This is a genomic window from Kocuria rosea subsp. polaris, from assembly GCF_001483755.1.
GTDB lineage: Bacteria > Actinomycetota > Actinomycetes > Actinomycetales > Micrococcaceae > Kocuria > Kocuria cellulosilytica.
Window position 1 is genome coordinate 1 of sequence record NZ_LQBK01000023.1, and the last position, 26635, is coordinate 26635.

At 69.6% G+C, this 26635-nt stretch carries 26 protein-coding genes, 1 tRNA gene and 1 pseudogene; 12 read left to right on the forward strand and 16 right to left on the reverse strand.

All coding sequences use genetic code 11. The annotated features are described in order from the left end of the window. The first annotated feature begins 334 nt into the window (after positions 1 to 334). Positions 335 to 772, forward strand: coding sequence for a PH domain-containing protein (locus AVL61_RS11545; protein WP_058874484.1), 438 nt, complete (start codon positions 335 to 337; stop codon positions 770 to 772). A gap of 130 nt (positions 773 to 902) precedes the next feature. Here the strand turns inward: AVL61_RS11545 and AVL61_RS11550 are convergent, their stop codons facing one another. Then, the gene (locus tag AVL61_RS11550) at positions 903 to 1322 is read right to left on the reverse strand and encodes a nuclear transport factor 2 family protein (protein ID WP_058874485.1); all 420 of its coding nucleotides are present in this window, start codon (positions 1320 to 1322) and stop codon (positions 903 to 905) included. A 403-nt stretch (positions 1323 to 1725) separates the two neighbouring features. Here AVL61_RS11550 and AVL61_RS11555 point away from each other — a divergent pair. After that, positions 1726 to 1796, forward strand: a tRNA-Gln gene (locus AVL61_RS11555). 864 nt (positions 1797 to 2660) lie between these two features. Continuing rightward, positions 2661 to 2846, forward strand: coding sequence for a hypothetical protein (locus AVL61_RS11560; protein WP_058874486.1), 186 nt, complete (start codon positions 2661 to 2663; stop codon positions 2844 to 2846). Between the two features lie 157 nt (positions 2847 to 3003). Here the strand turns inward: AVL61_RS11560 and AVL61_RS11565 are convergent, their stop codons facing one another. Both AVL61_RS11565 and AVL61_RS11570 read right to left on the reverse strand, forming a co-directional pair. Then, positions 3004 to 4002, reverse strand: coding sequence for an NAD(P)-dependent alcohol dehydrogenase (locus AVL61_RS11565; RefSeq protein WP_197412699.1), 999 nt, complete (start codon positions 4000 to 4002; stop codon positions 3004 to 3006). 483 nt (positions 4003 to 4485) lie between these two features. Next, positions 4486 to 4980, reverse strand: coding sequence for a DUF6326 family protein (locus tag AVL61_RS11570; RefSeq protein WP_058874488.1), 495 nt, complete (start codon positions 4978 to 4980; stop codon positions 4486 to 4488). A gap of 124 nt (positions 4981 to 5104) precedes the next feature. On the opposite strand from AVL61_RS11570, the gene AVL61_RS11575 reads away from it, so the two are divergent. From AVL61_RS11575 to AVL61_RS11585, 3 genes are all read left to right on the forward strand, one after another. After that, complete coding sequence (locus AVL61_RS11575) at positions 5105 to 5773, forward strand: TetR/AcrR family transcriptional regulator C-terminal domain-containing protein (protein WP_058874489.1); 669 nt, start codon at positions 5105 to 5107, stop codon at positions 5771 to 5773. Between the two features lie 17 nt (positions 5774 to 5790). Next, positions 5791 to 6756, forward strand: a complete 966-nt coding sequence (locus AVL61_RS11580; RefSeq protein WP_058874490.1) for an NAD(P)-dependent alcohol dehydrogenase — start codon at positions 5791 to 5793, stop codon at positions 6754 to 6756. Between the two features lie 270 nt (positions 6757 to 7026). Next, on the forward strand, positions 7027 to 8505 hold the full coding sequence (locus AVL61_RS11585) for a glutamine synthetase beta-grasp domain-containing protein (RefSeq protein ID WP_058874491.1): 1479 nt from the start codon (positions 7027 to 7029) through the stop codon (positions 8503 to 8505). 44 nt (positions 8506 to 8549) lie between these two features. Here AVL61_RS11585 and AVL61_RS11590 read toward each other — a convergent pair whose 3' ends face one another. Further along, positions 8550 to 9050: an ArsI/CadI family heavy metal resistance metalloenzyme gene (locus AVL61_RS11590; protein ID WP_058874492.1), complete on the reverse strand. Its 501-nt coding sequence runs from the start codon at positions 9048 to 9050 to the stop codon at positions 8550 to 8552. A gap of 99 nt (positions 9051 to 9149) precedes the next feature. Here AVL61_RS11590 and AVL61_RS11595 point away from each other — a divergent pair, with 99 nt between their 5' ends. Next, positions 9150 to 9518: an ArsR/SmtB family transcription factor gene (locus AVL61_RS11595; protein WP_058874493.1), complete on the forward strand. Its 369-nt coding sequence runs from the start codon at positions 9150 to 9152 to the stop codon at positions 9516 to 9518. A gap of 170 nt (positions 9519 to 9688) precedes the next feature. On the opposite strand, the gene AVL61_RS11600 is transcribed toward AVL61_RS11595, so the two are convergent. From AVL61_RS11600 to arsB, 5 genes and pseudogenes are all read right to left on the reverse strand, one after another. Beyond that, positions 9689 to 10768, reverse strand: a complete 1080-nt coding sequence (locus AVL61_RS11600; RefSeq protein WP_058874494.1) for an ArsO family NAD(P)H-dependent flavin-containing monooxygenase — start codon at positions 10766 to 10768, stop codon at positions 9689 to 9691. Positions 10769 to 11003: 235 nt separating this feature from the next. After that, a pseudogene (locus tag AVL61_RS18475) lies at positions 11004 to 11273 on the reverse strand (FAD-dependent oxidoreductase); the annotation flags it as partial. 11 nt (positions 11274 to 11284) lie between these two features. Continuing rightward, positions 11285 to 11758 (reverse strand): arsenate reductase ArsC, encoded by a 474-nt coding sequence (locus tag AVL61_RS11610; RefSeq protein ID WP_058874496.1) that lies wholly within the window; start codon positions 11756 to 11758, stop codon positions 11285 to 11287. Between the two features lie 56 nt (positions 11759 to 11814). Continuing rightward, positions 11815 to 12252 carry an arsenate-mycothiol transferase ArsC gene (locus AVL61_RS11615; protein ID WP_082697116.1) on the reverse strand — a complete coding sequence of 146 codons (438 nt, stop codon included), beginning with the start codon at positions 12250 to 12252 and terminating at the stop codon, positions 11815 to 11817. A 25-nt stretch (positions 12253 to 12277) separates the two neighbouring features. Further along, entirely contained in the window at positions 12278 to 13372 is a 1095-nt protein-coding gene (gene arsB / locus AVL61_RS11620) for an ACR3 family arsenite efflux transporter (RefSeq protein ID WP_058874497.1), read from the reverse strand. Between the two features lie 85 nt (positions 13373 to 13457). Between arsB and AVL61_RS11625 the strand changes: the two genes are divergently transcribed. The 3 genes from AVL61_RS11625 to AVL61_RS11635 all read left to right on the forward strand — a co-directional run bounded on the left by AVL61_RS11625 (position 13458) and on the right by AVL61_RS11635 (position 15914). Further along, a complete protein-coding gene (locus tag AVL61_RS11625) occupies positions 13458 to 13829 on the forward strand; it encodes an ArsR/SmtB family transcription factor (RefSeq protein WP_058874498.1) in 372 nt (123 codons plus the stop codon). A 70-nt stretch (positions 13830 to 13899) separates the two neighbouring features. After that, on the forward strand, positions 13900 to 14439 hold the full coding sequence (locus AVL61_RS11630; protein WP_058874546.1) for a DinB family protein: 540 nt from the start codon (positions 13900 to 13902) through the stop codon (positions 14437 to 14439). Between the two features lie 293 nt (positions 14440 to 14732). Beyond that, the gene (locus AVL61_RS11635) at positions 14733 to 15914 is read left to right on the forward strand and encodes an alpha/beta hydrolase (RefSeq protein ID WP_157571401.1); all 1182 of its coding nucleotides are present in this window, start codon (positions 14733 to 14735) and stop codon (positions 15912 to 15914) included. Between the two features lie 284 nt (positions 15915 to 16198). Here the strand turns inward: AVL61_RS11635 and AVL61_RS11640 are convergent, their stop codons facing one another. The 4 genes from AVL61_RS11640 to AVL61_RS11655 all read right to left on the reverse strand — a co-directional run bounded on the left by AVL61_RS11640 (position 16199) and on the right by AVL61_RS11655 (position 20711). After that, a complete protein-coding gene (locus AVL61_RS11640) occupies positions 16199 to 17185 on the reverse strand; it encodes a cation diffusion facilitator family transporter (RefSeq protein WP_058874500.1) in 987 nt (328 codons plus the stop codon). After that, positions 17185 to 17670, reverse strand: a complete 486-nt coding sequence (locus AVL61_RS11645; RefSeq protein WP_058874501.1) for a transporter substrate-binding domain-containing protein — start codon at positions 17668 to 17670, stop codon at positions 17185 to 17187. Before AVL61_RS11645 ends, AVL61_RS11640 begins: the two co-directional genes overlap by 1 nt. 96 nt (positions 17671 to 17766) lie before the next feature. Then, complete coding sequence (locus AVL61_RS11650; RefSeq protein ID WP_058874502.1) at positions 17767 to 18249, reverse strand: hypothetical protein; 483 nt, start codon at positions 18247 to 18249, stop codon at positions 17767 to 17769. Further along, the gene (locus AVL61_RS11655; protein ID WP_058874503.1) at positions 18246 to 20711 is read right to left on the reverse strand and encodes a molybdopterin oxidoreductase family protein; all 2466 of its coding nucleotides are present in this window, start codon (positions 20709 to 20711) and stop codon (positions 18246 to 18248) included. The genes AVL61_RS11650 and AVL61_RS11655 overlap by 4 nt, the downstream gene beginning before the upstream one ends. Positions 20712 to 20805: 94 nt before the next feature. Between AVL61_RS11655 and AVL61_RS18215 the strand changes: the two genes are divergently transcribed. Further along, the gene (locus tag AVL61_RS18215) at positions 20806 to 21048 is read left to right on the forward strand and encodes a hypothetical protein (protein ID WP_058874504.1); all 243 of its coding nucleotides are present in this window, start codon (positions 20806 to 20808) and stop codon (positions 21046 to 21048) included. A gap of 46 nt (positions 21049 to 21094) precedes the next feature. Here AVL61_RS18215 and AVL61_RS11665 read toward each other — a convergent pair whose 3' ends face one another. After that, complete coding sequence (locus tag AVL61_RS11665) at positions 21095 to 22423, reverse strand: serine hydrolase domain-containing protein (protein ID WP_058874505.1); 1329 nt, start codon at positions 22421 to 22423, stop codon at positions 21095 to 21097. 335 nt (positions 22424 to 22758) lie between these two features. Next, positions 22759 to 23793, reverse strand: a complete 1035-nt coding sequence (locus tag AVL61_RS11670; protein ID WP_231738397.1) for an NAD(P)-dependent alcohol dehydrogenase — start codon at positions 23791 to 23793, stop codon at positions 22759 to 22761. Positions 23794 to 24547: 754 nt separating this feature from the next. Between AVL61_RS11670 and AVL61_RS11675 the strand changes: the two genes are divergently transcribed. Further along, positions 24548 to 25702, forward strand: coding sequence for an AI-2E family transporter (locus AVL61_RS11675; RefSeq protein WP_058874506.1), 1155 nt, complete (start codon positions 24548 to 24550; stop codon positions 25700 to 25702). A 299-nt stretch (positions 25703 to 26001) separates the two neighbouring features. Here the strand turns inward: AVL61_RS11675 and AVL61_RS11680 are convergent, their stop codons facing one another. Continuing rightward, positions 26002 to 26490 carry a VOC family protein gene (locus AVL61_RS11680; RefSeq protein WP_231738398.1) on the reverse strand — a complete coding sequence of 163 codons (489 nt, stop codon included), beginning with the start codon at positions 26488 to 26490 and terminating at the stop codon, positions 26002 to 26004. Between the last annotated feature and the right edge of the window lie 145 nt (positions 26491 to 26635).

Here is a 26635-nt window from a genome sequence, read left to right on the forward strand (position 1 = left end):
CGCCTACGACCACTGACCACCCCTTGGAATTACTCATCTAGCCGAGGGAACACGGGATGCGGTGGCCGCGAGGCACTGCGGGTCGGGATCGCCGTGGCGCGGGATGCCCCGCCGTGGGTCCTGCGCGGGGATCCGGCGCTCAGCCTCCTGCGCTGGTTCGGCCACCCTGGTGGATGTCGGCGGGCGGGGTCTCAACACCGTGCTGCGGCCGCCGCTGGAACCGTCCAGGACGATGAGCGCGGGCGACGGAGGAGGCGAGGGCATGGGTGGTGCATCCGGCGCCTCAGCACAGGCGGGAACGGGTCGAGTCCGGAGATGGGGAACGCGCGTCGTCGTGGCGCTGGCCGTCCTCGCCTCCCCGTTCATCGTCATGCAGGCGTCGTTCCTCATCGACACGGCACCCATGGTGGCGGTGGCCGACGGGGTGCGACCCGATCCGGGCTGGCGCGAGGAAGCACACAACATCTCAGGCGGACTGTTCTGCATCGACCTCGCCGTCCCGTGCGACAGCATGTGGCGCGAGTACCGGACGGAGCAGCCGGTCACCGTGGCCGATGTCCAGCGCATCAGCGCGGAGGCCGGACTGGGGGTGCGGGTCGAGGGCGACTGTGACACCTCGCCTCTGCGCCCCGGCAGCACCCGACTCCACACGGCGTGCTCGGCCGAGGGGGTCGTCGACGGCTACGACCTGCGGATCCGGGTGCTCAAGTTCCGGGAGGGCGACACCCGGCGGATCATCCAGGTCGCGGTCAGCAGCATCGAGAATCGTTGACCCTTCCCGGTGTGATGAGCCCGGCCGGAGGGGTGGGCTGCGGCGGTCACGGCCAAGGGACAGCTCGGTCGAGGGTCTGCAGAGATGCCATCGCCGGCCTGCGGCGTGGACAGCCGGTTGCCGCCGTCTCTCAACTGTTGGTGGGGAACGGGGAGTGATGCTCGTGGGCGATCAACCACTGCCCGTGGCTGTCCACGAAGACCACGGTCGACCGGTTCCGGCCCGAGACGACGTCCCCCTCGACCCGGCAGTCCCACACGAAGATCCCGGTGGCGATGGCCACGGGGCCGAACACGTCGATCTTCAGGTCGTCGAACCGTCCGTGGAAGTCCTCCATCCCGGTGAACTGCTCCGCCTCCAGCCGCATGCTGGTTTCGGCGTCCTGGCGGTCCAACGGCTCGACGTCGTCGAATTTCGAGAACTTCGGTCCCGCCAGGTGGTAGGCCGCCAGACGGTCGAAGTCCTTGGCCGTCGCAGCATCCAGGATCTGCTCGATCCGCGCCTGCACGGACGCCTGCGCGGATTCGAAGGGGTCAGCGATGATGTCCATCAGTTCCTCCTGGAACGCCTTCCGCAGCACCTTGGCCCTGTCAGCCAATGGCAGAGCCAACCGACACCGCGGTCACGGCAATGGTTGCCGGGTGCCTCACTATCGTCCTCCGGACCTGCCACCCAGCACCACCCGGGTCGTATCACGACCTGGTTCCGCCCGAGTGCGGCGACCTCGGTGAGCGGGTTGGGTACGCCGTGGCGGATCGAGACGATGACCGTCCGGGTCGATGGGAGCTCTCCCCGCCGTCGGACCTCGGGGCGATACGAACTGCAGGCCAGGTCGTGGGTTCCCCTTGTATATTGAGACCGTGACCTTCTACCGCCACCTCCCAGAGCAACACCAACGCGTGCTGCTCGTTGAGCGGTGGCGCTAGCTGTTCGGCGTTCCCGCTCAACACCATTCCGGCGTGGTGTAGCGGCAACACGGCTGACTTTGGATCAGCAGTCCGAGGTTCGATCCCTCGCGCCGGAGCATTCGAAATCCCCAGGTCTAGCTCTACCCGTTGTGTTCCCCAGCGACTTTCTTCCCTGGCGCTCCACGATCAGTTCTGGTTCGGAAGCTGTGGCGACGTTGAGCATAGGGTCGGAGGCGGTCCGCGAAGGCTGGCTGAACGCGTATGCCCACGAGGCCTCGATCGGGACTGCAGCACCGACAGGTGACGGGTGGAGTGTCGAGCCGTGAATGTCACAGCGGAAGGGACTGCCGCGCCATCACCGGCGAGGATCAGGGTTCGGTCGCCGCAGCTCAGCTTCAAGTTGTCGGGTGCTGTGGTGTGGTCCTCGGTCTGCCCTGGGTTCGTGCCGGCTTCTGAGATGGTGCACCCCGGGTCGAGGGTGACCGCGGTGGGCGTGACCTGGGAGGGGGTGGTCGGTCTGTCCTGGAGGAGCAGGTTGTCCTCGCACCCGGTGAGGCCCAGGGATGTGAGAGCGGCAACGGCGACGCTGAGGACACGGACTGATCGCTGCACAGCGGGGCTCCTTGGCGACTGGAGGATGCTCTCCCAGCGTCCGACCGGGGCGGTGCGGGGGGTCTATGGCCGCAAGCTGCCGGCGCTGGGCCGTCCGTGCGGACTGCGGTCATCGTGGTGGCGTCGGGCCGGGGTGGAGGGGGCAGGAACGCGGGCTCGACGGGTGTTCGTGCTTCTCACGCTGTCACCGACGGCCGAGGTGAGTGCTTCCGAAGGTACGGTGCCCGGACAGGGCGGACAGCCGGGGAAATTCCTGGTGAGGATGATGAGGTTCCTGTCTCCACCAGGAATTCGCACGCTGAAGCAGACGGCTCAGAGCCGCCCCGGAGGCCGATGCTAGTCTTCACGAACGCAACGGAAGTGATGTCATGCACACCAAGGTTCGAGTCGCAGCGATCGTCGTTCTCCTCCTCGCGCTGGGCCTGTTCGCCGTGACTGAGTGGATGCCGGCCTTGCTGTTCCTGCCTGCGGCAGGAGGTGCGCTGCTGGTGAACGAGCTCGGAATGCTCACGCCCGGACGGTCCGGCAGCGACAGGAACCGTCCCCGCGGCTGACGGCGCGATCGGCGTTCCACATCCGGGTGGTCATGCTGTTGTCAGCCCCGGTTGGTTCTCATTGCTTCGGAGATGGTGTGGGCTCGCCGGTCCAGGACTTGCCGCACGAGGGTCAGGGCGGGCGGTCGAGTCCAACGGGTCCTTCGTTCACGTGCGCTCAGACCGTGATGACCACCTTGCCCCGCACCTGACCCGACTCGAGTCGGGTGATCGCCTCGGCGGCGCGCTCGAGCGGGAACACCTTGTCGACGACGGGCACGACCTCGCCCGCATCGATGCGCCGCGTCAGCTCGGCGAGGTCGCCGCCGTTCCTCCTGGCAGCCAGCGGACGCAGCCGCTGCGACACGAACAACGACATGGTCGATGCGCGGATGATGCGACCGACCGGGCCGAACACCTTCCCTCCCTTTCCGGCTGCGACCAAGAGCGTTCCGTGCCGGGTGAGTGAGCGACGCAACCGTCCGAGGGGGTGGTCGGCGACGAGGTCGAAGATCACGGCGTAGCGACCTCCGCCGGCGGTGAAGTCCTCGCTGGTGTGGTCGATGACGTGGTCGGCGCCGATCGCACGCACGTGGTCGGCCTTCGCGGCGCGACAGACACCCGTCACCTCGGCGCCCATCGCCTTCGCGAGCTGCACGGCGAATCCGCCGACGCCGCCGGAGGCGCCGTTCACGAGCACGTGCTGCCCGGGAGCAACGCCTGCCAGCCTGAGTCCTTGGAGCGCGGTGGTCCCCGAGACCGGCACGGCCGAGGCGTGAACGGCGTCCACGGTCGTCGGGCGCAGCGCGACGAACCGTTCCTGCACCGCGGCGAACTCCGCGTACCCGCCCTGGTTCGACTCCGCGTACACCGCGTCGCCGACGCGGAAGCGGGTCACCTGCGCACCGACCGCCGCGACTACGCCCGCGACGTCCCGGCCGATGGTCGGTTGCCTGGGCCGCCGGAGCCCGAATGCGAGGCGGACCATCCGTGGCTCGCCATGCATCAACAGGATGTCGCCGGCGTTGACCCCGACTGCGCCCAACCGGATGAGCACCTCGTCGTCGCCGGTCACCGGCGTCTCGACCTCGGCGAGCGAGAGCACCTCGGTCCCGCCGTATCGCAGTTGGGTGATGGCCCTCATCGTTTTGCGCGGATGCTGAGTGCGTGTGTTCATGGCGTTCTCCAGTCTCGGTCGGTTCAGGGGCATCGCCGGAGGGTTCCAGGGTGCAGTCCCGGTCAAGAGCGAGCTGTGACCGACGCCCTCTGCCGCCGCATCGAGTGCACGATGACGACCGGGAGCGGCGCGACCAGGACGATCGCCTTGGCGCCGAGGACCGGGATCCGGGCCGGGACTGCCGCGAACGTGGAGCGGATCATGGTGGCGTATTCGCCGGTGATGGACAGGCCGCCCAGGACGGCGATGGCCGGCGTGCCCGTCGTGGCGGGTCGGTGCGGCGGACGACGACGTTGCCGCGCTGGGGGCCGGTGTCGACGATGCGGGGGCTCTGCGTGCGCGTCCGATGACCTGACCTGCCGGTGGGGGCCTTGGAAGGCCCCCACGCGACGTCTCAGTGGTGGTTGGTGTCCCACTGCCAGGAGGCCCGCTCCGCGGCACCGAAGCAGATGGCTCCGAACAGGACGGGAACCGTTCTTGGGTTCACGCTTGCTGCTGGATGCGAGCGGCTTCACGGTCCGGGTTGGCCGGCATGGTCGCCGGCGACGCGGTGCGGGGCCAGGTCCAGGCGGAGCGCAGGATGAAGGCCAGGAGCAGCACCTCGATGGTGATGTGGAAGCCGTAGTAGAAGGCCCAGTCCCAAGACGTCCCGACCGCGTTGAACACCGTGACGGGGATGTAGAGCGATGCCACGACGAGGTTCGTGGCGCGGTTCGCACGGGCGGGCAGCGTCATGGAGAGCATCACCATCAGGGCCGGGATCCCGATGACCACGACGAAGACGGTCATCAACGTCGGGGTGATGCCGAACTCGAAGATGCCGCCACCTCGGATCTGGTCGATGGCGCCGGGCTGGTAGAGGTGGAAGTAGTCGATGTAGATGTAGAAGAACATCAAGCTGGTCCATGCCGCCGCGAGCTTGGCCTGCACCGGGATCCGCAGGTTCTCCAGCGTGGTGGTGCGTTGACGTGTTCTCATCGTGGGCTCCGTTGTGGTGGTGAGGATCGCCAGGTCCTCGGGTTTTGTCGAACATGCGACTTACGCCTGTAAGGGCGTAATCACGAGTTTAGACTTACAGGCGTAAGTGCGCAAGGATGGGAAAATGACGCGACGCACACCATTGAGCAGGGAGAGGATCATCGACGCCGCCGCCGCGGTCGCCGACCGCGCGGGTGTCGCCGCCGTGAGCATGCGCAGTGTCGCGAAGGCGCTCGGCGTCGAGGCTATGTCGCTCTACCATCACGTCCCCAGCAAGGAGGCGCTGCTCGACGACCTCGCCGACTGGGTGTTCGAGAGGATCGAACTGCCCCAGGTCGGCGCGACCTGGCGGGAGGCGCTGACCGGCCGGGCACGATCGGCACGGTCGGTGCTCACCGCTCATCCGTGGGCGCTCGGGATGATGGAGTCGCGCCCCAACCCCGGCCCAGCGCTGCTGCAGCACCACGACCGTCTCCTCGGCGTGCTGATGGCCGAGGGCTTCAGCGCCGCGCTCGCAACACACGCGTTCTCCGCGATCGACGCCTACGTGTACGGGTTCGCGCTGACCTGGACGAGCCTGCCGTTCGAACCGGGGGACGGCGCCGAGGAGGCGTTCGCCGTCAAGGTCGGGGCGTCGGCGGAGCTGTATCCGCACATTGCGCGCTCGCGTGCCGAGCTGCTGGGCGATGGCGTCTACGCGTTCGCGGACGAGTTCGACTACGGGTTGGAGCTGCTGCTGGAGAGCCTGGAGCGTCGGGTCGCCGACGAGAGCCCCACGCTTCGCGGGCGTTAGCGCATGGTCGTGCGGGCATGAGAGCGATCGTCCATGACCGCTACGGCTCGCCCGATGTTCTGCGGCTCGCCGACATCGCCACGCCGACGCCGGGAAGAGGCCAGGTGCTCGTGCGGGTGATCGCGACCTCGGTCAATCTGAGCGATTGGGAGGGGCTGCACGGGGCGCCCGCCTATGCCCGACTCGGCGGCCTGTTCAGACCCGCCCGCCGCACGCTCGGTTCGGACATCGCGGGAGTGGTCCAGGCAGTGGGCGCAGGGGTCACGCTGTTCCGGCCCGGTGACAATGTCTACGGCGACAATCTCACGCTGAAAGGCGGCTTCGCGGAGTACGCCGTGGCGCCCGAGCACGCTCTCGCGCTCAAGCCGGCCGGACTGTCGTTCGCCGAGGCGTCGACACTGCCGCAGTCGGGGGCGATCGCGGTGCAAGCAGTTGCGCGCGCGAAGCCCGGTGAGCGGATGCTGATCAACGGCGCCGGCGGAGGAACGGGGGCGTTCGCGCTCCAGCTCGCCGCTGCTTCCGGCATCCATGTCACCGCCGTCGACAACGCCGGCAAGCTCGACTTCATGCGATCCCTGGGGGCCGCCGAGGTCATCGACTACCGCACCGACGACTTCACGCGCACCGGTCCGTACGACCTCATCATCGACCTCGCCGCCCGGCGGTCGGTGTTCGCGTATCGCCGTGCGCTCGCCCCCGGTGGCACCTGCCTGATCGTCGGCGGGACGACGCGCGCCCTGCTGCGGGTGGTGACGGTAGGCACACTGATCGGCACGATGACGGGTCGGCGGCTGGGGGTTCTCGCCGTCAAGCCGGGTCCGGCGCACTTCTCGCCTCTTGCCGACCGATGCATCGCGGGAGACGTCCGTATCCACATCGACCGCGTGTTCCCACTCGAGCAGGTGCCCGAAGCGCTCACCTACGTCGGTGACGGCCACGCGCTCGGCAAAGTGGTGGTCGAGGCGCGGGCAGGTGTCGACTGAAGACCGCGCGAACCTATGAGCGGGTCGATCCCGACGCCTCGAGGAGCAGGACGGCCACGACCCTCGCGGCCACGTGAAGCCACACATGCTGGACACGAAATCTCGCCCCGACCCCGGCTGCCCTGTGGGCCAGGTCGGTCGAGTCCGGCCACATCCGGGGTGTCACCAGTTCGGCACGCGGCCAGCATCTTTTCCCGGACCGGTCGCTCTCGGTAGGGCCTTGGCATCTGGACGCTGGCAGAACGCACTGTGGCGCTGGTAGAACGGAGCATGGCCATCGACGCCTTCGAACCCCATCCGATCGTCCGCCTGCTCGGCAAGCCCTCCGCCGACTTCACCGGCGGGGACCTCGTGCGGGCGACCGAACAGCTGGGGCTGCACCAGGTGAACCTGCGCTACGTCGGCGGCGACGGGCGCCTGAAGACCCTGGCCTTCCCCATCAATTCGCGCGAGCACCTCATCGAGGTGCTGACGCGGGGCGAGCGTGTGGACGGCTCGAGTGTCTTCACCGGCACCGATACCGACAACAGCGACGTCTACATCGTTCCGCGGCACCGCACCGCCTTCCTCAACCCCTTCGGGGCGCGGTGCTCGCTCGACGTGCTGTGCTCCTTCTACGACGAGCTCGGCAAGCCGCTGTCCTACGCGCGCGAGCAGGTGGTGCGCCGCGCGGCCGAGGTGCTGACGCAGGAGAACGGCATGACGCTGGAAGCCTTCGGCGAGCTGGAGTACTACCTCGTCGGCGAGCCCGAGCGGATCTATCCCGTCGAGGAGGAGCGCGGCTATCAGGAGTCGGCGCCATTCTCGAAGGGCCAGCGGGTCCGGGAACAGGTGCTGGGGCACCTCTGCGCCATGGGGGTGCCGGTGAAGTACGCCCACGGCGAGGTCGGCAACATCCTCGAGGACGACCGGCAGCTGGTGCAGCACGAGATCGAGCTCCAACCCGTGCCCTTGGAGCAGGCAGCCGACAACCTCGTCCTGGCGAAGTGGGTGGTGCGCGAAGTCGCCCACGCCCACGGTCTCGAGGCGACCTTCGCTCCCTCGGTGAGCGGCAAGGGCGCAGGAAACGGCCTGCACATCCACAGCCTGCTGGTGCGCCACGGCGTCAGCACCATCGTCGGCAAGGAGGGGATCAACGACACCGGGCGTCGGCTGATCGCCGGCTATCTCTCGGCGGCCAGAGCGCTGACCGCGTTCGGCAACACGGTCCCCACGTCCTACCTGCGATTCACCGACGGTGCGGAGTCGCCCGAGAGCATCTGCTGGGGTGAGCAGAACCGCACCGGTCTCGTCCGGGTCCCCCTGGCGTGGGGTGGGGACGTGCTGGCCGGAATGGTCGCCCACGCCAATCCCGGCAGCGCCGAGCCCGTCCCCGAACCCGCCACGCACCCGCAGACCGTCGAGTTCCGGCTCGCCGACGGCTCGGCCGACGTGCACCTGCTCCTGGCCGGCATGGCCGTCGCGGCGAAGCATGGGCTGAACGATCCCGGGAGTGTGGAGCTGGCCGAGCGGCTCAGCGCCGCCGACCACGACGACTTCGAGCACCTGCCCAGCTCGTGCGCGGAGTCGGCCGACATGCTCGAGGCCGAGCGCGAGATCTTCGAGGCCGACGGCGTCTTCCCCGGTGCGCTCATCGACGCCGTGCTCGTGGGCTTGCGCGGCACCGACGACGCCACGCCGGTCGGGGAGCTCGCAGAAGACGAGGCTGCTCGGAAGGGGCTCATTCGCCGTCACTGGCACGTCGGCTGAACTCGGCCGGCCTTCGGGTGAAGGCGGCTCGCCCCTGGGGCGCCTCAGCAGCAGCTGGGCTGCTCGGTGGTCTGCTCGCCGACGTCGGCCGGGGCGGACCGGTCGTCGGCGGTGCAGCAGGTGCCGTCGCCGGCCACGTCGGACTGCTCGGGATCGGTCTTGCCTTCCAGGTCGGGGCGGGCATCGGCTTTGACGGTGTAGACCTCCCAGGGTTCCTGGCCGGGGCCGGTGACCCAGACCTTGTCCTGGACGGCGTAGCAGCAGGTGGTCTGCTCTTCGGGGCGGGTGGCCAGCCCCGCGTCGGCCAGGCGGGCGGCGGCGGCGTTGACGATCTCGGTGGACTCGACCTCCACCCCGAGGTGGTCCATCCGGGTGTCCTCCCCGGGTTCGCCCTCGAGGAGGACGAGCTTGAGGGCGGGTTCGGTGATGGCGAAGTTGGCGTAGCCGGGCCGGCGCTTGGCCGGGGCTGTGTTGAACAGGGTCGAGTAGAACGCGATGGAGGCCTCGAGGTCGGCGACGCGCAGGGCGAGCTGGACTCTGGACATGACGGGTTCCTTTCCGGAAGAGACGACCCACCATCGGATATAGATCGTCGTCGATGTCTTGATGTTGCCACCGGCATCGAAGGAGGTCAATATAGATGTATGTCTATTTCTGGTGACAATTCCTCGGTGGCACCGACCGCCCTGGCGTGCTGCGCCCCGTTGGCCCGGGAACCGCTGGGACGGGGGCAGGCGGAGGGAATCGCCGCGCTGTTGAAGGCTCTGGCGGATCCGGTGCGGCTGCAGCTGCTTTCGATGGTGCTGGCCCACCCCGGTGGGGAGGCGTGTGTGTGCGACCTGCTGCCGGGGTTCGAGCTGTCCCAGCCCACGATCAGCCACCACCTGAAGGTCCTGCACGAGGCGGGGGTGCTGGAGCGGGACAAGCGTGGGGTGTGGGTGTACTACCGCGCCCACCCGGCGGCGCTGGAGGCCCTGGGGACGTTGTTCGCCCCCGCGGCGGCCACCGCATGAGCGGCACACCCCCACCCGCGGACCGTGCGGTGCGGCCGGCGGGTCGACGCCTGGGTCCGATGAGCCACGGGCCCCAGGCGGGACGGTGGCGCGACGTGATCCTGCTCGAACGGCGCAGCGACACTGTCGGCACCTGAACCCGTTCCCGTCGCTCGACGGGCATGCCGGGGTCAGCGGGTCGGGATGGGCGCCGGGGTGGCCAGCTGGCGTTGGAGGGCGGCGGCGGTGGCCTTGGCGGTGGGGCCGACCCCGATGAGGGTGGCCGAGCCGGGCCCGGTCCAGTCCCCATAGCCCACCAGGTACAGCCCCGGAACCTGTACCGAGGCGGTCCCGTCGGTGCGGATCGTCCCGTCGGCCTCACGCACCTGCAGGGGCCGCAGATGGCGCAGGACGGGGCGGAACCCGGTGCACCAGATCACCTCGTCCACGTCCTGTTCCCGTCCGTCGGCCCAGGCGATCCCGGTGGAGGTGAAGCGGTCGAACATCGGTTCCGGGTGCAGCAGCCCGGCGTCCCGGGCGCGCTTGACCGGGGGCACCACGACGATGTTGCCCAGGGCCGCCACCCCGCCTGGGTCCGGGAGCCCGGCGGCCAGGGCTCGGGATCGTTCGGTGGCCACGCGGAAGAGCTCCCGGCCGTCGACCTCGTCTGGCAACCAGTGCGGCTCGCCCTTGAGGCACCAGGTCAGGTCCGCGACCTCGGCGATCTCGGCGGCGATCTGGGCCCCGGAATTCGCCCCGCCCACCACGACCACGCGCTTTCCCGCATACGCTGCCGGGCCACCGTAGTGGGCGCTGTGCACCTGGGTCCCGGTGAACGCTCGTTGGCCGGGGACGGTGGGCCAGAAGGGCTGGGACCAGGTGCCGGTGGCACTGACCACCGCCCGGGCGGACCAGGTGCCTTCGATGGTTCGCAGGCGGAAGCCGTCGTCGTCACGGTGCACAGCGCTCACGTGGACCGGCCGGCGGACCGGCAGGTCGTAGCGGTCCTCGTAGTCGGTGAGGTAGTCGATGACATGGGCCGCATCCGGGTTGTCCGCCCCGGTGGAAGGCATGAGCCGGCCGGGGAGGGAGGAGTAGGAGGCGGGGGAGAAAAGGCGCAGCGAGGGCCAGGTGTGCCGCCAGGCCCCGCCCGGGGTGTGCTGGTCGTCGAGGATCACGAAGGACAGGTCCGTGCGGCGGCGCAGGTACCAGCCCACCGCCAACCCGGCCTGACCGCCGCCGATGATCACGACGTCCAGCTGATGCTCCATGATGCTCAGTCTCCCATTCCGTCGCTCTCCATGCGGGTCTGGCCCCGCCTCAATGGACGGGGGCGGCCCCGATGGTGACGGGCTGGGGCCCGGAGCAGCAGGCATCGGCAGGCTCTTTCGTGGCATCCGGGGCGCAGCAGCCCTGCTCCGCGGCACCCGGGGCCGGGAGGTCGCAGGAGCCGCCCAGGTCGGTGGAGCACACCCCGGTCTCCGGCAGCACGAGCTGCACGTCGTCGGCCGCGGTGCGGTCCCCGGCCAGGGCGGCGGCGCATCCGGTGCCGGCGGCTGTGATGGCGTGGCGGTTGCGGTGGTCCACCGCGTCCCCGCAGGAGAAGACCCCGAGCAGGTTGGTGACGGTGGTGGGGGAGTCCACCGTGATGCAGCCCTCGCCGTCCAGCTTCAGCTGGTCCTTGACGAGTTCGGTGCGCGGGGTGTGGCCGATGACCACGAACACCCCGGCGGCCAGTTGGCGAGAGGCCCCGGTGGTGGTGTCCGTGGTCATGACCGTTCCCGTCCTTACTGGGTGGCGGTGGTGTCGTCGGCGGGCAGCAGCTCGGAGATCAGCGCCTGGATGCGGGCCTTGATCTCGTCGCGGATGGGCCGCACGGACTCCACGCCCTTGCCGGCAGGGTCCTCCAGCTTCCAGTCCTCGTAGCGCTTGCCCGGGTAGAACGGGCAGGCGTCCCCGCAGCCCATGGTGATCACCACGTCGGAGTCCTGCACCGCCTCGTCGGTGAGGATCTTCGGGGTCTGGGCGCTCATGTCGATGCCCTCCTCGGCCATGGCCTCCACGGCGGCCGGGTTCACCGCGTCGGCCGGGGCGGAGCCGGCCGAGCGCACCTCGATGCGCCCGCCGGAGAGGTGGGTGAGGTAGGCGGCGGCCATCTGGGACCGGCCGGCGTTGTGCACGCACACGAACAGGACGGAGGGCTTGTCCGTGGTCTCGGCCGGGGTCGTGGAGGTGGTCTCGGGGGTGGTCTCAGCACTCATCGGGATCGTCCGTTCTGTCGCAACGAAAAGAGGGGGGGGAGGGGGAGGGGCGGCGCTCAGGAGGGGCTGCCGTCGGTGAGCTCGGTGAGCAGTTGCTGCACCCGGGTGTCGATGTCGTCGCGGACCAGGCGCATCCGCTCCGCGCCCTCGATCCCGCGTTCCGACGGCTCGTCGGTGTGCCAGGTCTCGATGGTGCCGGTCATGCCTTCGACCGGCTCGACCTTCGCCTCGTCACCGAGCACGACGACGCGGTCCACGGATCGCAGCAGCTCCGGGTCGATCGGCGTGGGGTGTCCTCGCGACATGTCGGCACCGAGCTCGGCGACGACCTCGGCGGACAGGGCGTTGATGTTGGTACCCGGTGTGGTGCCGGCGGAGTGGACCTCCACGGCACCTGCGGCGCGCTCGTCCATGAGGGCGGCGGCCATCTGGGACTTGCCGCCGTTCTTGGCGCAGACGAACAGAACGGAGGGCTTGGTGGTCTCGGTGCTCAACTGGTGCTCCTGGAAGGTCGCGGGGTCAGCGGGTGGGGACGGTGTGGTCACCGGGGAAGAGCTTCCGCCCGGCCCACAGGGACACGTAGACCAGCGCGACCAGGACGGGGACCTCGATGAGCGGGCCGACCACCCCGGCCAGGGCCTGGCCGGAAGTGACCCCGAAGGTGCCGATGGCCACGGCGATGGCGAGCTCGAAGTTGTTTCCGGCGGCGGTGAAGGCCACGGTCGTGGACCTCGCGTAGTTCAGGCCCAGGGCGCGGGAGGCGAGCAGGCCGATGCCGAACATGAGGAAGAAGTACACCAGCAGCGGCCAGGCGATGCGCACCACGTCCCAGGGGTTGGAGGTGATCGCGTCCCCCTGCAGGGCGAAGAGCAGCACGATGGTGAACAGCAGCCCGTACAGGGCCCAGGGGCCGAGCTTGGGCAGGAACGTGCCCTCGTACCAGTCGCGGCCCTTGGCCTTCTCGCCGAGGGTGCGGGTGAGGAACCCGGCGACCAGCGGGATCCCGAGGAACACGAGCACGGAGACGACGATGGACCACACGGAGAACTCCGCGGAGGTGGTGGGCAGGCCCAGCCAGGACGGGAGGACCTGGAGGTAGAACCAGCCCAGGGCGCCGAAGGCGATGACCTGGAACACCGAGTTGATCGCGACCAGCACGGCGGCCGCTTCCCGGTCGCCGCAGGCCAGATCATTCCAGATCAGGACCATGGCGATGCAGCGGGCGAGGCCCACGATGATCAGCCCGGTGCGGTACTCGGGCAGGTCGGGGAGGAAGATCCAGGCCAGGGCGAACATCAGCGCGGGCCCGACGATCCAGTTCAGCACCAGCGAGGCCCCCATGAGGCGGCGGTCGCCGGCCACGCGGTGGGTCTCGTCGTAGCGGACCTTGGCCAGGACGGGGTACATCATCACCAGCAGCCCGATCGCGATGGGCAGTGACACCTCACCGATCTTCACGGCCTCCAGGGCGGTGTTCAGCCCTGGGACGAAGCGGCCCAGCAGCAGCCCGGCGACCATGGCGGCGATGATCCAGGCGGGCAGCCAGCGGTCGAGGAAGGACAGGTCCTTCATCACCCCCTGGTGGGCGGCGGGGGCGGTGGTGGTGGTGCTCATGATCAGGGGCAGCCCTTCGTATCGACGACGATCTATCGGAAACACTAGGGGGTCACATCGATATTGGTCAATGTAGGATGGGGTGATGACTCTCGCACCGGACCTCCATGCCGCCGCCGATCAGTGCGCTCCCAGCACCACGGGCACGGAGTGCTGCTCGCTGTCGAGCGGGCCCATGGCCGCCGATGACGCCCAGCGGATCGCCGGCCGGCTCAAGGCCCTGTCCGACCCGACCCGCCTGCGGCTGCTCTCGCACGTGGCGGCGCAGGGGTGCGGTGCGGTCTGCGTGTGCGACCTGACCGCGGTGGTGGACATCAGCCAGCCCACCGTGAGCCACCACATGAAGAAGCTCGTCGACGCCGGGCTGCTCACCCGGGAGCAGCGGGGCAAGTGGGCCCACTACTCCGTGGTGCCCGAAGCCTTCGCCGAGCTCCGCTCCTTCCTCGACCTGCGCTGACGCGCCGGCGCCGGACTCCTCGAGCCCGGGCTCTGTCTCATCCAGCACACCGCACGAGGGGATGACCACCATGAGCAGCGATACCTCGTCCACCCGTCAGGAGATCCACGACGAGCTCGAACAGGTTCGGGCGGACTTCCACGCCCTCGTGGCCGCGGCGACTCCGGTGGAGCTGTGCCGGCCCTCGTCCGGCACCCGGTGGACCAACGGGCAGTTGCTGTTCCACATGTTCTTCGGCTATCTGATCGTCCGGCGTCTGATCCCGCTGGTGCGCCTGATGGGTCGTCTCCCCGAGCCGGTCAGCCGTACCTTCGCCCGGGTGCTGGAGGCCGGCACCCGGCCCTTCCACCTCATCAACTACCAGAGTGACCGTGGGGCGGCCCGGGTGATCCACGGTCCGCGGATGCTCCGGTGGTTCGACCGGACCCTCGACGTCCTGCAGGCCCAGCTGGAGGCCGAGCCCGCGGCCGTCCTGGCCCGGGGGATGCACATGCCCGTGTCCTGGGACCCGTACTTCCGCGACTGGATGAGCCTGGCCGAGATCTACCACTACGGCACCGAGCACTACGACCACCACCGACAGCAGCTGACCCTCGGCCGGCCATTGTGAAGAGGTCTCCTCCCGAGCCCGGCACTACGGTGGAGACGGCCTCGCCGGCGTCCTGCGTTCTGGGCGGGATCGCCAGTTCAGGATCGACCACGCTGAAGTCGATGGGGTCATGAGCGAGGGGGGGAACGAGAAATCCATCCCCTTCGCTCTGCATACGCCCGGCTACCGGTCACGTCTCGTGAGGGCGACGGTTCAGCAGAAATCTCCTGTTCGCAACAAGTCGGCGTGGCGAGATAGGTTGCTGGTGCGCGGAGAGTCTCGAGCGCCTGCCACGCCAGGCGTACGCTGGCGGTGTGGGCAATCCTGAGCTCGTTGCTCTGCCGGTGGGATTCGAACGTTTTCACCGACGGGACTTCATCAACTATCAATTGAACCGGGCCCATGCACTGGGCTTCGCCGACCGCCGGGAGCTGTTCGACGCCGCGGCGCGCCTGGGGTCGATGGACGACTGTGTTCCGGTGTTCGAGAGCCTGTCGAGCTGGGCCGCTGCCGAGGGTCGGTACCGGCATGCGACAGGTTATGCGCGGATCGCGGAGTTCTTCACGCCGCCGCGGACGGTGCAGAAGGCGGATCGCTACCGCCGGTACCTCGAGCTCTTCGGCACCGCGTTCGCTGATGCGGACATCTTCCGCCACGAGGTGCCCTATGCCGGAGCGGCGCTGCCGGTCTACGCGCTTCCGGCGGGCGGATCGGCGACGGGTGGCACCGTGCTGCTGCACGGTGGATTCGACTCCTTGATCGAGGAGTTCTTCCCCGTCTGGCAGCGGGTCGCCGCCGCCGGTTTCGACGTGATCGCCTTCGAGGGACCGGGCCAAGGCGGCGCGCGGACGCTGCACGGGCTCACCTTCGACCACGCTTGGGAAAAACCGGTCGCGGCGGTGCTGAACCACTTCCGGCTGGACCGGGCCGCTTTGGTCGGCATCTCGATGGGCGGGTACTGGGCGCTGCGTGCGGCCGGGCGCGAGTCCCGCATCCACGGTGTCGTGGCCTGGCCGCCGGTCTACGACTGGTTGCACAGGCTTCCGCCGGTGCTGCGGACCCCGGTCCGCACGATGGTGCGGCACCGGGAGTTCATGCGCTGGAGCGTGTGCACTCGTGCCCGGTTGTCGCCGACCCTGCGTGCCGTGGTCGACCAGGTGCTGTACATGCTCGACAGCGACGACCCGGCCGATGTCGCCGAGTGGTTCCTGGGCATGAACGCCGGACACCTGGACAGCGGCCGGGTGCACCAGGACGTCCTGCTGATGTGCGGGGAGCACGACGCCTTCCAGCCGCCGGCACTGGCACGTGCCCAGGCTCAGGCACTCACGGGCGCCCGCAGCCTCACGACGCGCATGTTCACCCGAGGAGAGCACGCCGATCAGCACTGTCAGATGGGCAACCTCGAGCTCGCCTGCCAGGTGCTCACCGACTGGTTGCGCAAGGTTGAGACGAATGCGAACACATCCGAGCCGCGGCCCGATCCGTCTGCATAGCGCATCGACACCACAGCGAGAACCCAGCCCTGGTCCGGGCCGCCTGCGAGCTCGCCACTCGCCTGGATCTGGTGCCATTTCCCTGCAGGGAGCAGCTGTGGGGCCGAATCCGGCTCTGCCCTGGATCCCACCTGCGGTGACCGACTGGGAGGGCAGGGCCGAAGAACCCGGCAGGACCGTCCCGTGGCGCAGTTCGTGTCATCGGGGCGCTACCGCCCCTCGGCCGTCGGAGAGCGCGTCGACCCGCGACCGAGTCTTGCGGGGGTCCGATCCTGCGTCAGGACTCAGGGCTGGGAGGCGTGCCGCTCGAGGACGTCGGGCAGTTTCGGGACGGTGGCGATGACGGCGTCGCGGATCTTCCAGTCCAGGCCCAGCAGTCCGGTCCGGGCCGCGTCCAGCCGTTCGGGGGTCGCGGTCTCCAGGGGCTCGGGCACCACGAAGCCTTCGACGTGGAAGACCTGGCCCTCGTCCCGGACCCGGGCCCCGGCGGTGCGCACCCAGTCCAGCGACCGCAGGTACGCGTCGATCTCGCCCAGCAACGGGTGCGGGTCCTGGTTGTCGATGCTGGTGGGGCGGGCGTCGATCAGTCCGGCCACCGCGGCCTTCAGGTTGGTGATGCCGTCCTTGAGGATCGAGGTGGCGACCACGATCGCGGCCGCGGCGTCGGCCCACCACCACCCCAGGCCGATCCCGGCCACGCCCACCAGCACGGCCAGGGAGGTCATCCAGTCGGCCTTGTTCATGTCCGCGTCGGCGTAGAGGACCTTGTTGTGTAGCGGCGGGGCGAGCTTGAGCTTCATCCGCCCCAGGATCACCGGGGGGACCGCAGTGATCACCATCGCGGCCATCATCAGCCAGCCCAGCCAGATCGTGGTGCCGAAGAGCTGGATCCCGCCGATGGTGGGGTGCTCGGCGGTGATCAGCTTCAGGGCGGAGTCCACGATGAGGTACCCGCCCATCATGACCAGGGCGGTCGAGGCGACCACGTGGGAGATGCCGATGGCCCGGTGGTAGCCGAAGGGGCGTTCGGCGGTGGCCGGCTTCCGGGTGACGTGCACCCCGATCAGGAAGGCGATCGGGGGGATGAAGGAGAGCATGTCCTCGATCCAGGCGGTCTTCATCGCCTGGGAGTTGCCCAGCACGAGGTAGACCAGTCCCACGATGACCACCAGGGCGGCGATGGTGATCCACTCCAGCCGCACCGCCCTGCGCAGGTGCCCGGCGATCTCCTCGGGGAGGGGCTCGTCGTCGACATTGTGGCGGGCTGCCATCACGGCTGCCCTGCCTGATCGTGAAGGAACCGGTCGAGGTCCAGCAGGAACGCGTTCTCGCCCTTGCGCACGGCCATCACGTGCTTCTCCTTCTGCCCGAACTCGTCGGTGGTCTGCGTGTAGGGGCGGGTGAGCCCGACCTTCTTCTTCCACGGGGTCTTGTCGGTGAGCCCGCCGATCATCATGTCGAGCCGGCCGTGCTCGAGCTGGTCCACCAGCTCCTCCTCCCCGTCGGCGGTCCATACCACCTCGGCGTCCAGGGTCCGCGCGTAGTCCTCCACCAGGGCCACCTCGCGCCCGGACGGGGATGGGCCCTCCACGGACACGAAGGGCTCGTTGTGCGAGATCCCGACCCGCAGCACGGTACCGCTGACCCGCTCCAGCGTCCGGTGCGGATCGGCCGGATAAGGGCCCGCGCACCCGGCGAGCAGAAGCCCCAGGATCGCACCGACCCCAACGATCAGTGACCTGATGATCGGACTCATGGCACCACGGTAGACCTGTTCGAGGCGGATTGTCCCGTCCGGAGGGACCGGCAGTCTTCGGACTCTCGCAGTGCCGCCGGTGGGTCCTGCCACCAGTCAGCTGACGAGGATCTGGGTGGAGTTGACCTTGAGCATGGCGTTGGCCCAGCGGACCTGGCGCAGGGTGTCGGGGTGGCAGCGCTGGGTGACGTCGAGCAGGTCGTGGTGCTTGATGCCCTGGGCGGCCTGCGCGAGCATCTCCCAGTCGGCCGAGACCCCGGAGGCCATGGTGTAGACCTCTCGCAGGTCGATGAGCATCAGCAGCGCGGCGTGACTGCGCCGGCCGATGAGCTCGCTGCTCTTCTCCCGCAGCTTCTCCGTGAGGCCGGGCTCGCCTTCGGGTTCCGGGTCGAGGTCCTGGCCGTAGTGCCGGCCGATCTCGGCAATCTCCCGAACGTGGTGCTGGGACCAGCGGGCGAGATCTCGGCCCAGGTGGTAGATCTCGTGGTCGACCTTGTGGCGTTCGGAGACGTGCAGCAGCTTCTGCGCCAGGTCGTTCTCGGAGCGGTGGAGTTCGTGCAGGACCAGGCCGATCTTCATCGCAGTGCCTCCGCGGTGGTGTCGTGGACATTCTCATCGGCTGCTGCCGAGGGGTTGCCGGCGGTGCGGTGACCCACGTCGGACACTGGGGCCGAGGCCGTGGTGGTCGGGGCCCGGGAGGGGCCCTCGGCCGCGGCGATCTTGGTGATCCTGGCGGCGGCGGTCTTGAAGATCGGCTGCTTGGAGGCCGCGTCCCAGTCGGTGATGGTCAGCTCGTTGGCCGCCCGCCCGGCCTTGCCGGGCTCGTGCCCCCTCTTGGTGTCCCAGTATCCGTAGTGGAAGGGCAGGAACAGCACCCCGGTGCGGATCTCGGTGATCCGCGCCGTGGCCTGCACCGATCCCCTCGGGGTGCTGATCTGGGTCAGGTCGCCCTCGCTGATGCCGGTGGCGGCGGCGTCACCGGCGGAGAGCTCCACCCACACTTCCGGGGCGGCGTCCTGCAGCTGCGGCGCGCGGGCGGTCTTGGTGCGGGTGTGGAAGTGGTAGAGGGTGCGCCCGGTGATCAGCTGCAACGGGAACTCCTGGCTGGGCATCTCGTGGGGCGGCAGGTACTCGGCGGCCTTGAGCATCGCTTTGCCCGACGGGTTCAGTGCTTTGTACTCGGCCGGCTCCAGCGGTGCGCCGGTGACCAGGTCCCGGCCGTAGCTCTCGCAGTACTCCGGATCGGACCAGAACGCCCCGTCGACGTAGATGTGTTCAGAACCATCGGGGTGCTCGTCGTTGCAGGGCCACTGGATGCCGGAGCCGCCGCGCAGCTTGTCGTAGCTGAGACCGGTGTAGTCGCAGGGCCGTCCACGGGTGCACTCCTTCCAGGCCTCGAAGGCCGATTCGGGGTCGTGCCACTTGATCAGCGGCTCCCCGTCCTTGTCCTTCAGGCCGAGGCGGTGGGCGTAGTCGAGGAAGATGTCCAGGTCCGGTCTCGCCTCCCCGGGCGGGTCCACGGCTTTCTCCGACAGGTGCACGGTGCGGTCCACGTTGGTGAAGGTCCCGGTCTTCTCGCCCCAGGTCGCCGCCGGCAGCACCACGTCGGCCAGCTGGGCGGTCTCGGACAGGAAGATGTCCTGGACCACCAGGAACAACCGCTTCTGCTGCAGGATCGAACGGATCCGGGCCAGCTCCGGCAAGGACACGGCAGGGTTGGTGCCGCTGACCCAGAGCATGCGGATGGAGCCGTCCTCGACGTAGCGCATCATCTGCATCACGTGGGTGGGCGGGGAGTAGTGCGGGATCTGGAACGGTTCGACGTTCCACACCTTGGCGAGATCTGCGACGTGGGCGTCGTTGGACCAGTTGCGGAATGCGGGGAGGTCGCCGTCGCCGCCGCATTCGCGAGTGTTCTGGGCGGTGGGCTGACCGTTCATCTGCAGGATCCCGCAACCAGGTCTGCCGAGCATGCCGCGGATGATGTTGACGTTGTTCACCTGCACCGCTGCGGCGGTGGCCTGGTGGGACTGGTAGAAGCCCTGCAGCACGGTGGACAGCAACCGCTGGGCACCTCCGATGATGCGGGCGGCTTCCCTGATCTGCTCGGCAGGAACGTCGCAGATCGTGGCCACGGCCTCCGGGGTGTACTCCTGCACCCTCTTCTCGAGCTCGGCGTAGCCCACGGCGTGGGCGTCGATGTAGTCGTGGTCGACCCAGTCGTGGGTGATGATCTCGTGCAGCAACCCGTTCATGAGGGCGACGTTGGTGCCCGGGCGCGGGGCCAGGTGCACGGTGGCGTGCCGGGCGACCGGGGTGGGCCGGGGGTCCACGCAGATGACCTGCGGTGGATTGGGCCCGGCCAGGCGGTCCAGCACGCGCATCCACAGCACGGACTGGGTCTCGGCCATGTTGTGCCCGTACAGGGCGATGACGTCGGCGTGGTCGATGTCGGTGTAGGAACCGGGCTGGCCGTCGGAGGCGAAGGACTCCTTCAGCGCGGCGGCGGCGGTGGCAGTGCACAGCCGGGTGTTGCCGTCCACGTGGTTGGTGCCCAGTCCGCCGTGGGCGAGGACACCCAGGGTGTAGTACTCCTCGGCGAAGAGCTGGCCGGTGGTGTAGAAGCCGATCGCGCTGGCACCCTGTTCCTCCAGCAGATCCTGGGTGCGTCCCACGATCCGGTCCATGGCGGTGTCCCAGTCGGTCTCCACGAGCTTGCCACCCTTGCGGACCAGCGGCCTGGTCAACCGGTCGCCGGAGGCGTTGGCCTGCCACCCGTAGAGATCCTTCACGCCCAGGCGCCCGTGGTTGACCCGGTCCACGGCCCGGCCCCGGACCCCGGCGATCTTTCCGTCCTTGACCCCGATGTCGAGAGCATCACCGTTGGAGTGCAGGATCGAAGCGGTCTGCACCCATCGGTCCATGTCCTCGGGGCCCAGCCCCTCGGCCAGGTGCGTGTCGACCCGCACCGGCCAGTCCTCCCCGGCGGCGTAGGGGGTTCGGGCGCCCCACGGTTCAGCGATCCGGTCCTTGCTCGTCATCGAGACCCCTCCGGTCCTGCCTCGGCCTGCTCCGGCACGGTGTCCGCGTCCGGACTGCTCCGACTCTACGCACGGCCCACGAAGGCCAACAAGGGTGCTGACAAGAAGGGCAGAACGGAGTGGCGGCATCGGCGATGGCCTCGTCCCCGGCTCCAGCGCGCAGAACGGCTCGGTCACCGAGGCGGTGATCCCCACTGTCCCGGCCACTGTGATCCTGCGGGGGCACCGGTTCGGCCTTCTCGCGACCACCGTGCTGGTCGGCTGGGGCGTCTACCGTCTCGTCCTCGAGGAGGTCGACGACGGGGGAGCAGCCCCGTCGGGCAGAACCACCGGGTGACCCCACGCGCCGGGTCGGCGTTCGACCGATCCGGCGATGCGGACGGTCAGCGTTCCGGGTTGGGGGTGAAGGTGTGGCCCAGGGCGGTGGAGAGCCCCGCGAAGATCCGTGTGGCCGGAGTGGCGCAGGACAGGGTCCTGGGGTCGTCGGCCAACACCGGGGACTCCGGGCAGTCCCCGGAGGCGATGTCACTGGTGGCCTGCACGACCACGGTGGTGTCGGTGGTGGTGTCGTAGTAGACGGTGGTGTTGTAGCCGGGTTGTGTCCCGGTGTGCCCCACCCAGCCGTCGATGCATCCGAACCCCAGTCCGTAGCCGGACTCGGGTGGTCGGAACGAGGTGAGGCGCTCCCGCTGGGCCTCCGGGTCCAGCAGCCCGTGCCCGGTGCCCATGGCCCGGCCGTAGACCAGCAGGTCGTCCATGTCCGAGATCAGGGCCCCGGCGGTGTCTCCCCACGAGGGATTCCAGTGGGTGGCATCGGCCGGTGCTTCCGGGGTCGCGGTGTCGCCCTGGAGCGTGAAGCCCCGCGCGGAGGGTTCCGGCATCTCGGTCGAGTCCCCGGGCCAGGTGGTCTCGTCGAGGTCCAGCGGCTCGAAGATCTGCTCCTCCAGGACCTCCCCGACCGGCTGGTCGGTGACCTGCTCGATGACCAGGCCCAGCAGGATGTAGTTGGTGTTGGAGTAGTCGAACTGCTCACCGGGGGCGAACAGGGGGGATTCGGAGACGCCGACGGCGACCAGTTCCTCCGGGGTGAAGACCTGCTGCGGATCCGCGAAGAAGCGGTCCGTGAACCGAGTGCTGCGGGTGTAGCTGGCCACACCGCTGGTCATGTTGGCGAGCTGCCGCAGGGTGATCCGCTCCCCGTTGGGGATGCCTTCGATGTAGTCGGCGACGGGGTCCTCCAGGGCGAGCTGTCCCTCCTCGGCCAGCTGCAGGATCAAGGTGGCGGTGAAGGGCTTGGTGACCGACCCGATGCGGGTGTGCACGCCGACCTGCATGGACTCCCCGGTGGCGGGGTCGGCCACCCCGTAGGCGGCCGTCCAGGTGCCCTCGGGGGAGGAGACGCCCACCACCGCACCGGGCGCGGACGCCTGGCCGAACGAGGCACGGGCGGCGGCATCCAACGTCGTCGCCAGCTCCTCGGGCAGGGGCTCGGCCATCTGCGCCGAGGGTTCCCGGGTGACGACGTCGTCGACGTCGGTGACACAGGCGTCGGAGCCGGTGGCCGACGCCGACGGGGTCGCTGAAGCGGCCGGAGCGGCCGCCGGCCCGGCGGGGGAGGACGGGGCGGCCGTTGCCCCGCCGGTCCCGAGGAGGAGCACCGCCGCCGTGGCGGCGGCGAACGCGGAACGCGGGGATCGTGCCGATGATGACATTGTCGTCTTCCTCTCGACCGGCGCAGGTCACCTCCGGTGAGGCCCCTGCACCCGGAGAACAGCGCTTCGGGTCCAGTCGTCATGGACGACGATGTCGACCCCTGGGCCCCACGTCACCGCGACAGCACATCCCGGCAGTACGCACAGACCAAGGAATCGATGGGATGACGGGCCGGTCCACGGCCCCGGACCGCGGGCCGGACCCGAAGAACTCCTGGGCCGGGCGGTGTCCCCAGCGTAGAACGGCCTTCCGGACCGGCCCGCTGACCTGTCCCGGATCGTTACCCGACCACCGAAGATGACACCGTCGCGCAGCGGGTTGGGCCCAGGTGTGCTCAGACGGTGATGGCGATCTTTCCTCGCACTTGACCGGCCTCGAGTCGTGCCATGGCCTCAGCAGCCTGTTCCAACGGGTAGGTGCCGTCGACGTGCGGAGTCACTCGACCGGCCTCGATGAGCTCGGTGAGCCGTTGGAGGCCTGCGGTGCGGGTGGTGGACACGACGTTGGTGAACCGCTGGCCCACGAACGGGGAGAGGGCTGCTGCGCGCAGGGTCCGTCCCATGCCACCGGTGAGGCGGTCGCCCTCCTCCCCGCCCACGAGCACGGCCGTTCCGGTCGGTGCCAGGGCCCGGCGCAGCCGGGACAGCGGTGGGTTGCCGGCCAGGTCCAGGACGAGGTCGTAGTGGTGGGTTCCGTCGGCGAAGTCCTCGCGGGTGCGGTCGATGACGTGGTCCGCGCCCAGGGAGCGGACGTGGTCGACCGTGGCGGTGCTGGTCACGGCGGTGACGTCTGCCCCGAAGGCCTTGGCCAGTTGCACGGCGTAGGACCCGACTCCGCCGGAGGCCCCGGTGATCAGCACCGTCTGCCCTGCCCGCAGGCGTCCGGCCCGTCCCAGGGCCTGCAGGGCGGTGGCTGCGGAGACCGGCACCACCGCCGCCTGCTCGGCGGTCAGGCTCCCCGGTGCGGGGGCGAGCTGATCGGCCCGGGCCACGGCGTACTCGGCGAAAGAGCCGCGGGCTGCCCCGTACACCTCCTGCCCGACGGAGAGGCCGGTGACGGCGGCGCCGAGGGCCACGACCGTGCCAGCGACTTCCATCCCGGCCACCGGGTTCCTCGGTGCCCGCAGCCCGAAGCCCAGGCGCAACAGGTAGGGCCGGCCCGTCATCAGGTGCCAGGTGCCCCGGTCCAGACCGGCCGCGCGCACGCGCAGGAGCACCTCCTTCTTGCCGGGCTCGGGCACCGGTATCCGTGCCAGGTGCAGGACCTCGGCAGGGCCGTACCTGTCGCGCACCACCGCGCGCATCGTGCTGTCCGGGGTGGGACCGGTCGTGCCCTGGCCCTCCACGGTGTGGTGTTCCTCAGCGGCCATGATGGTGCTCCTCTCCGGACCGGGTCCGGTCGGTGCCCGGGAGGGAACCCGGGGGCGAATCTGTGGACAGGTCTCCCCGCCGAGCCCAGGACGAGGATCTGGCCCAGGTGCTCGCCCAGCAGGGCCCCGTCGACCTGGTGCTGGGCAGTCCGGGCGGCCTCCACCGCGGTGCCGGTGGCGGAATCCCCCGGAGCGCAGATGGTGGCCAGGGGGACCACGAACACCCAGCGCAGGAACCCGATCACCGACGGCGCCGTGGCCGCGACGGCGAAGGCCAGGGCGCCGGGGACGGTTCCGGCTCTGCCGGTGCCCTTTCCTCCACGTTGCCGGGGAAACCACCCGATGCCGACGGTCGGAGCGGTCGGCTCGATCTGAGTTCCCATGATCCGCCTGATGGCCGGCTCCGCACCGGGACGGACCTTTTATTAAGTGTGCCGCCCGGTCGAGGCGGGTATCACCAGCTGGGTGCTCCTGCCGACACGAAGAAACCGAACGACCCATGCACCGGACAGTGGCCTCGCACTGCGTGCAACCTGCTCCGGCTCAGCAGGACTGCCATGCGACCCCCCTGTGATGCAACAGGGGGGGGTGGACCGTCCACTCGCCGGCCGGCGCGTGGGTCGCCGCGTCGGGGCACCGGACCCGGGGCCGGGTGCGGCGCCGTCGTCGGGCACTGTCCCGGGGCTTGGCATCCACGAGCCCGTGGGCGCATCCTGAAGCCAGGTCGACGGCGGGACTGGGGAGGCGGATTCCGATGACGCGCCCACGGCATCGCAGCGCCTCGCACCCTCGTGACCTGTGGGCGGATCCGCTGGGGCGGGCGACCACCCGAGCCTTGCAGGGGCTGGTGCTGCTGAGCGCGGGAGCGGTGGTGGTCTACGGGTTGATCCAGCTCAAACTGGTCGTGATCCCGTTGCTGATCGCCCTGATCCTGGCCGCGGCCCTGAACCCGCTGGTCGCGTTCCTGCGCCGGCGGGGCGTGCCGGGGGCGCTGGCGACCTGGATCGTGTTCCTGGCCGCGATCGTGGTCCTGGGCGGGGTGGTCACCGGCATGGTGTTCGCGGTGCGCAGCGAGTGGGCGGAGCTGGTGGCCTCCGCAGTGGGCGGGCTGGAACGGCTGCGGGAGTTCATCGTGGCCGGTCCGGTTCCGGTCGGTCAGCAGGGCCTGGACGAGGCCATCACGGCCGTCGTGGATTTCACGGCCGGCCCCCGGTTCGGCGCCGGGGCACTCCTGGGGATCTCCGCGGCCACTCAGGTGATCACCGGTGCGGTGCTGGTGGCCGTGATCCTCTACTTCTTCCTCCAGGACGCGGCCAGGATCTGGGCGTTCTTCCTGCGCCGTTTCCACGGTGAGACCTTGGCGAAGCTGCTCGTGTCGGGCATCACGGCCCTGCACGTGCTGGGAGGCTACGTGCGCGGCACCGCCGTGGTGGCGCTGCTGGAGGCGGTGGTCATCGGACTCACCCTGCTGGTGCTGCGGGTGCCTCTGGCCCTGCCCCTGTCCGTGCTGATCTTTCTGGGCGGATTCATCCCCATCGTGGGAGCCGCTCTGATCGGGGGTGTCGCGGCCCTGGTGGCCCTGGTGGCCAACGGTCCCGTGGTGGCGCTGGTGGTGGTGGCGGTGGTGGTGGCCATCAACCAGCTCGACGGCCGGGTGCTCCAGCCGATGGTGCTGGGCCGGGCCCTGAGTCTGCACCCGCTGGTGGTGCTGCTCGCCCTGGCTGCCGGAGGGATCCTCTCCGGTGTCGTCGGGGCCGTGCTGGCCGTGCCGCTGACCGCGGTGGGGTGGGCCCTGGTCCAGATCTGGTTCCCGGATCCCGGGAACCCGGAGGCACTCCCTCCAAGAGCGGTGCGCCCCCGCGCCGGGCCGCCGGACCCATCCGATCCGGCTGCACCCACCGGTGCTTGAGGGCGTCGCCACGCCGCAGGGCCGGCGCCGAGCGCTCGGCGAAGAAGGGCTCGGCGTCCTCCGTGGCCTGCCGGACGTCGAGGCCGTGCACGCCCCGCTCGCTCGGACCTCCCGTGTGCAGGATCAGCCCCCCGGACGGGCGCGTTCCGGGCGGCCTCGCCCGTCCTGATGCGGGTGTGGATCGACGTCATACGCGGTGTTCGGCACCGAGCGTGAACTGTTGCGGCAGCTGCTCGAGAGCACGCTCACGGACGGCGCCGAACCCGTGCCGATGGCCGAGCGGCTCGCGTCCCGGGCGCTCAGCCGAGCTGCTCGGCCAGCGCGACGATGATCCCCTCGGGGCCGCGGACGTAGCAGAGCCGGTAGCTGTCCTGGTACTGCACCACGTCACCGACGAGTTCCGCGCCGCGGGACTGCAGCGCCGCGATGGTGGCGTCGATGTTGTCGACGGCGAACATGATGCTGCGCAGCCCCAGGGTGTTCCCCGGGGCGTTCTGCGGCGCAGCGCTGACCGCTTCGGGGCTGTGGAACGTCGTCAGTTCGAGCCGGCCGTGGCCGTCGGGGGTCCGCAGCATGGCGACGTCGACCCGCACGCCCTCGAGCCCCGAGACACGGTCCACCCACTGTCCCTCGATCGGCGCCCGGCCCTCCAGCTCCATGCCGAGGTCGAGGAAGAACGCCACGGCGGCTTCGAGATCGCCGACGACGACGCCCACGTGGTCCATCCGCTGGATCGACATGATCTTCTCCTTGCGTCGTGAGGTCCTGGTGCGGCCGGTCGTGGCCACCCGTGCCTTCGGGACGGAGCCGGCGCCTCGATCTCGACACCCGGGAACGGGCTGCGTGCTGCGGGCCCGCCTCGGGCGGTCACCGCCCGGGGGCATCCCCACCGCTGCACGCCGTCTGCCCGCACGCTCGCCGTTCCACCGCGGT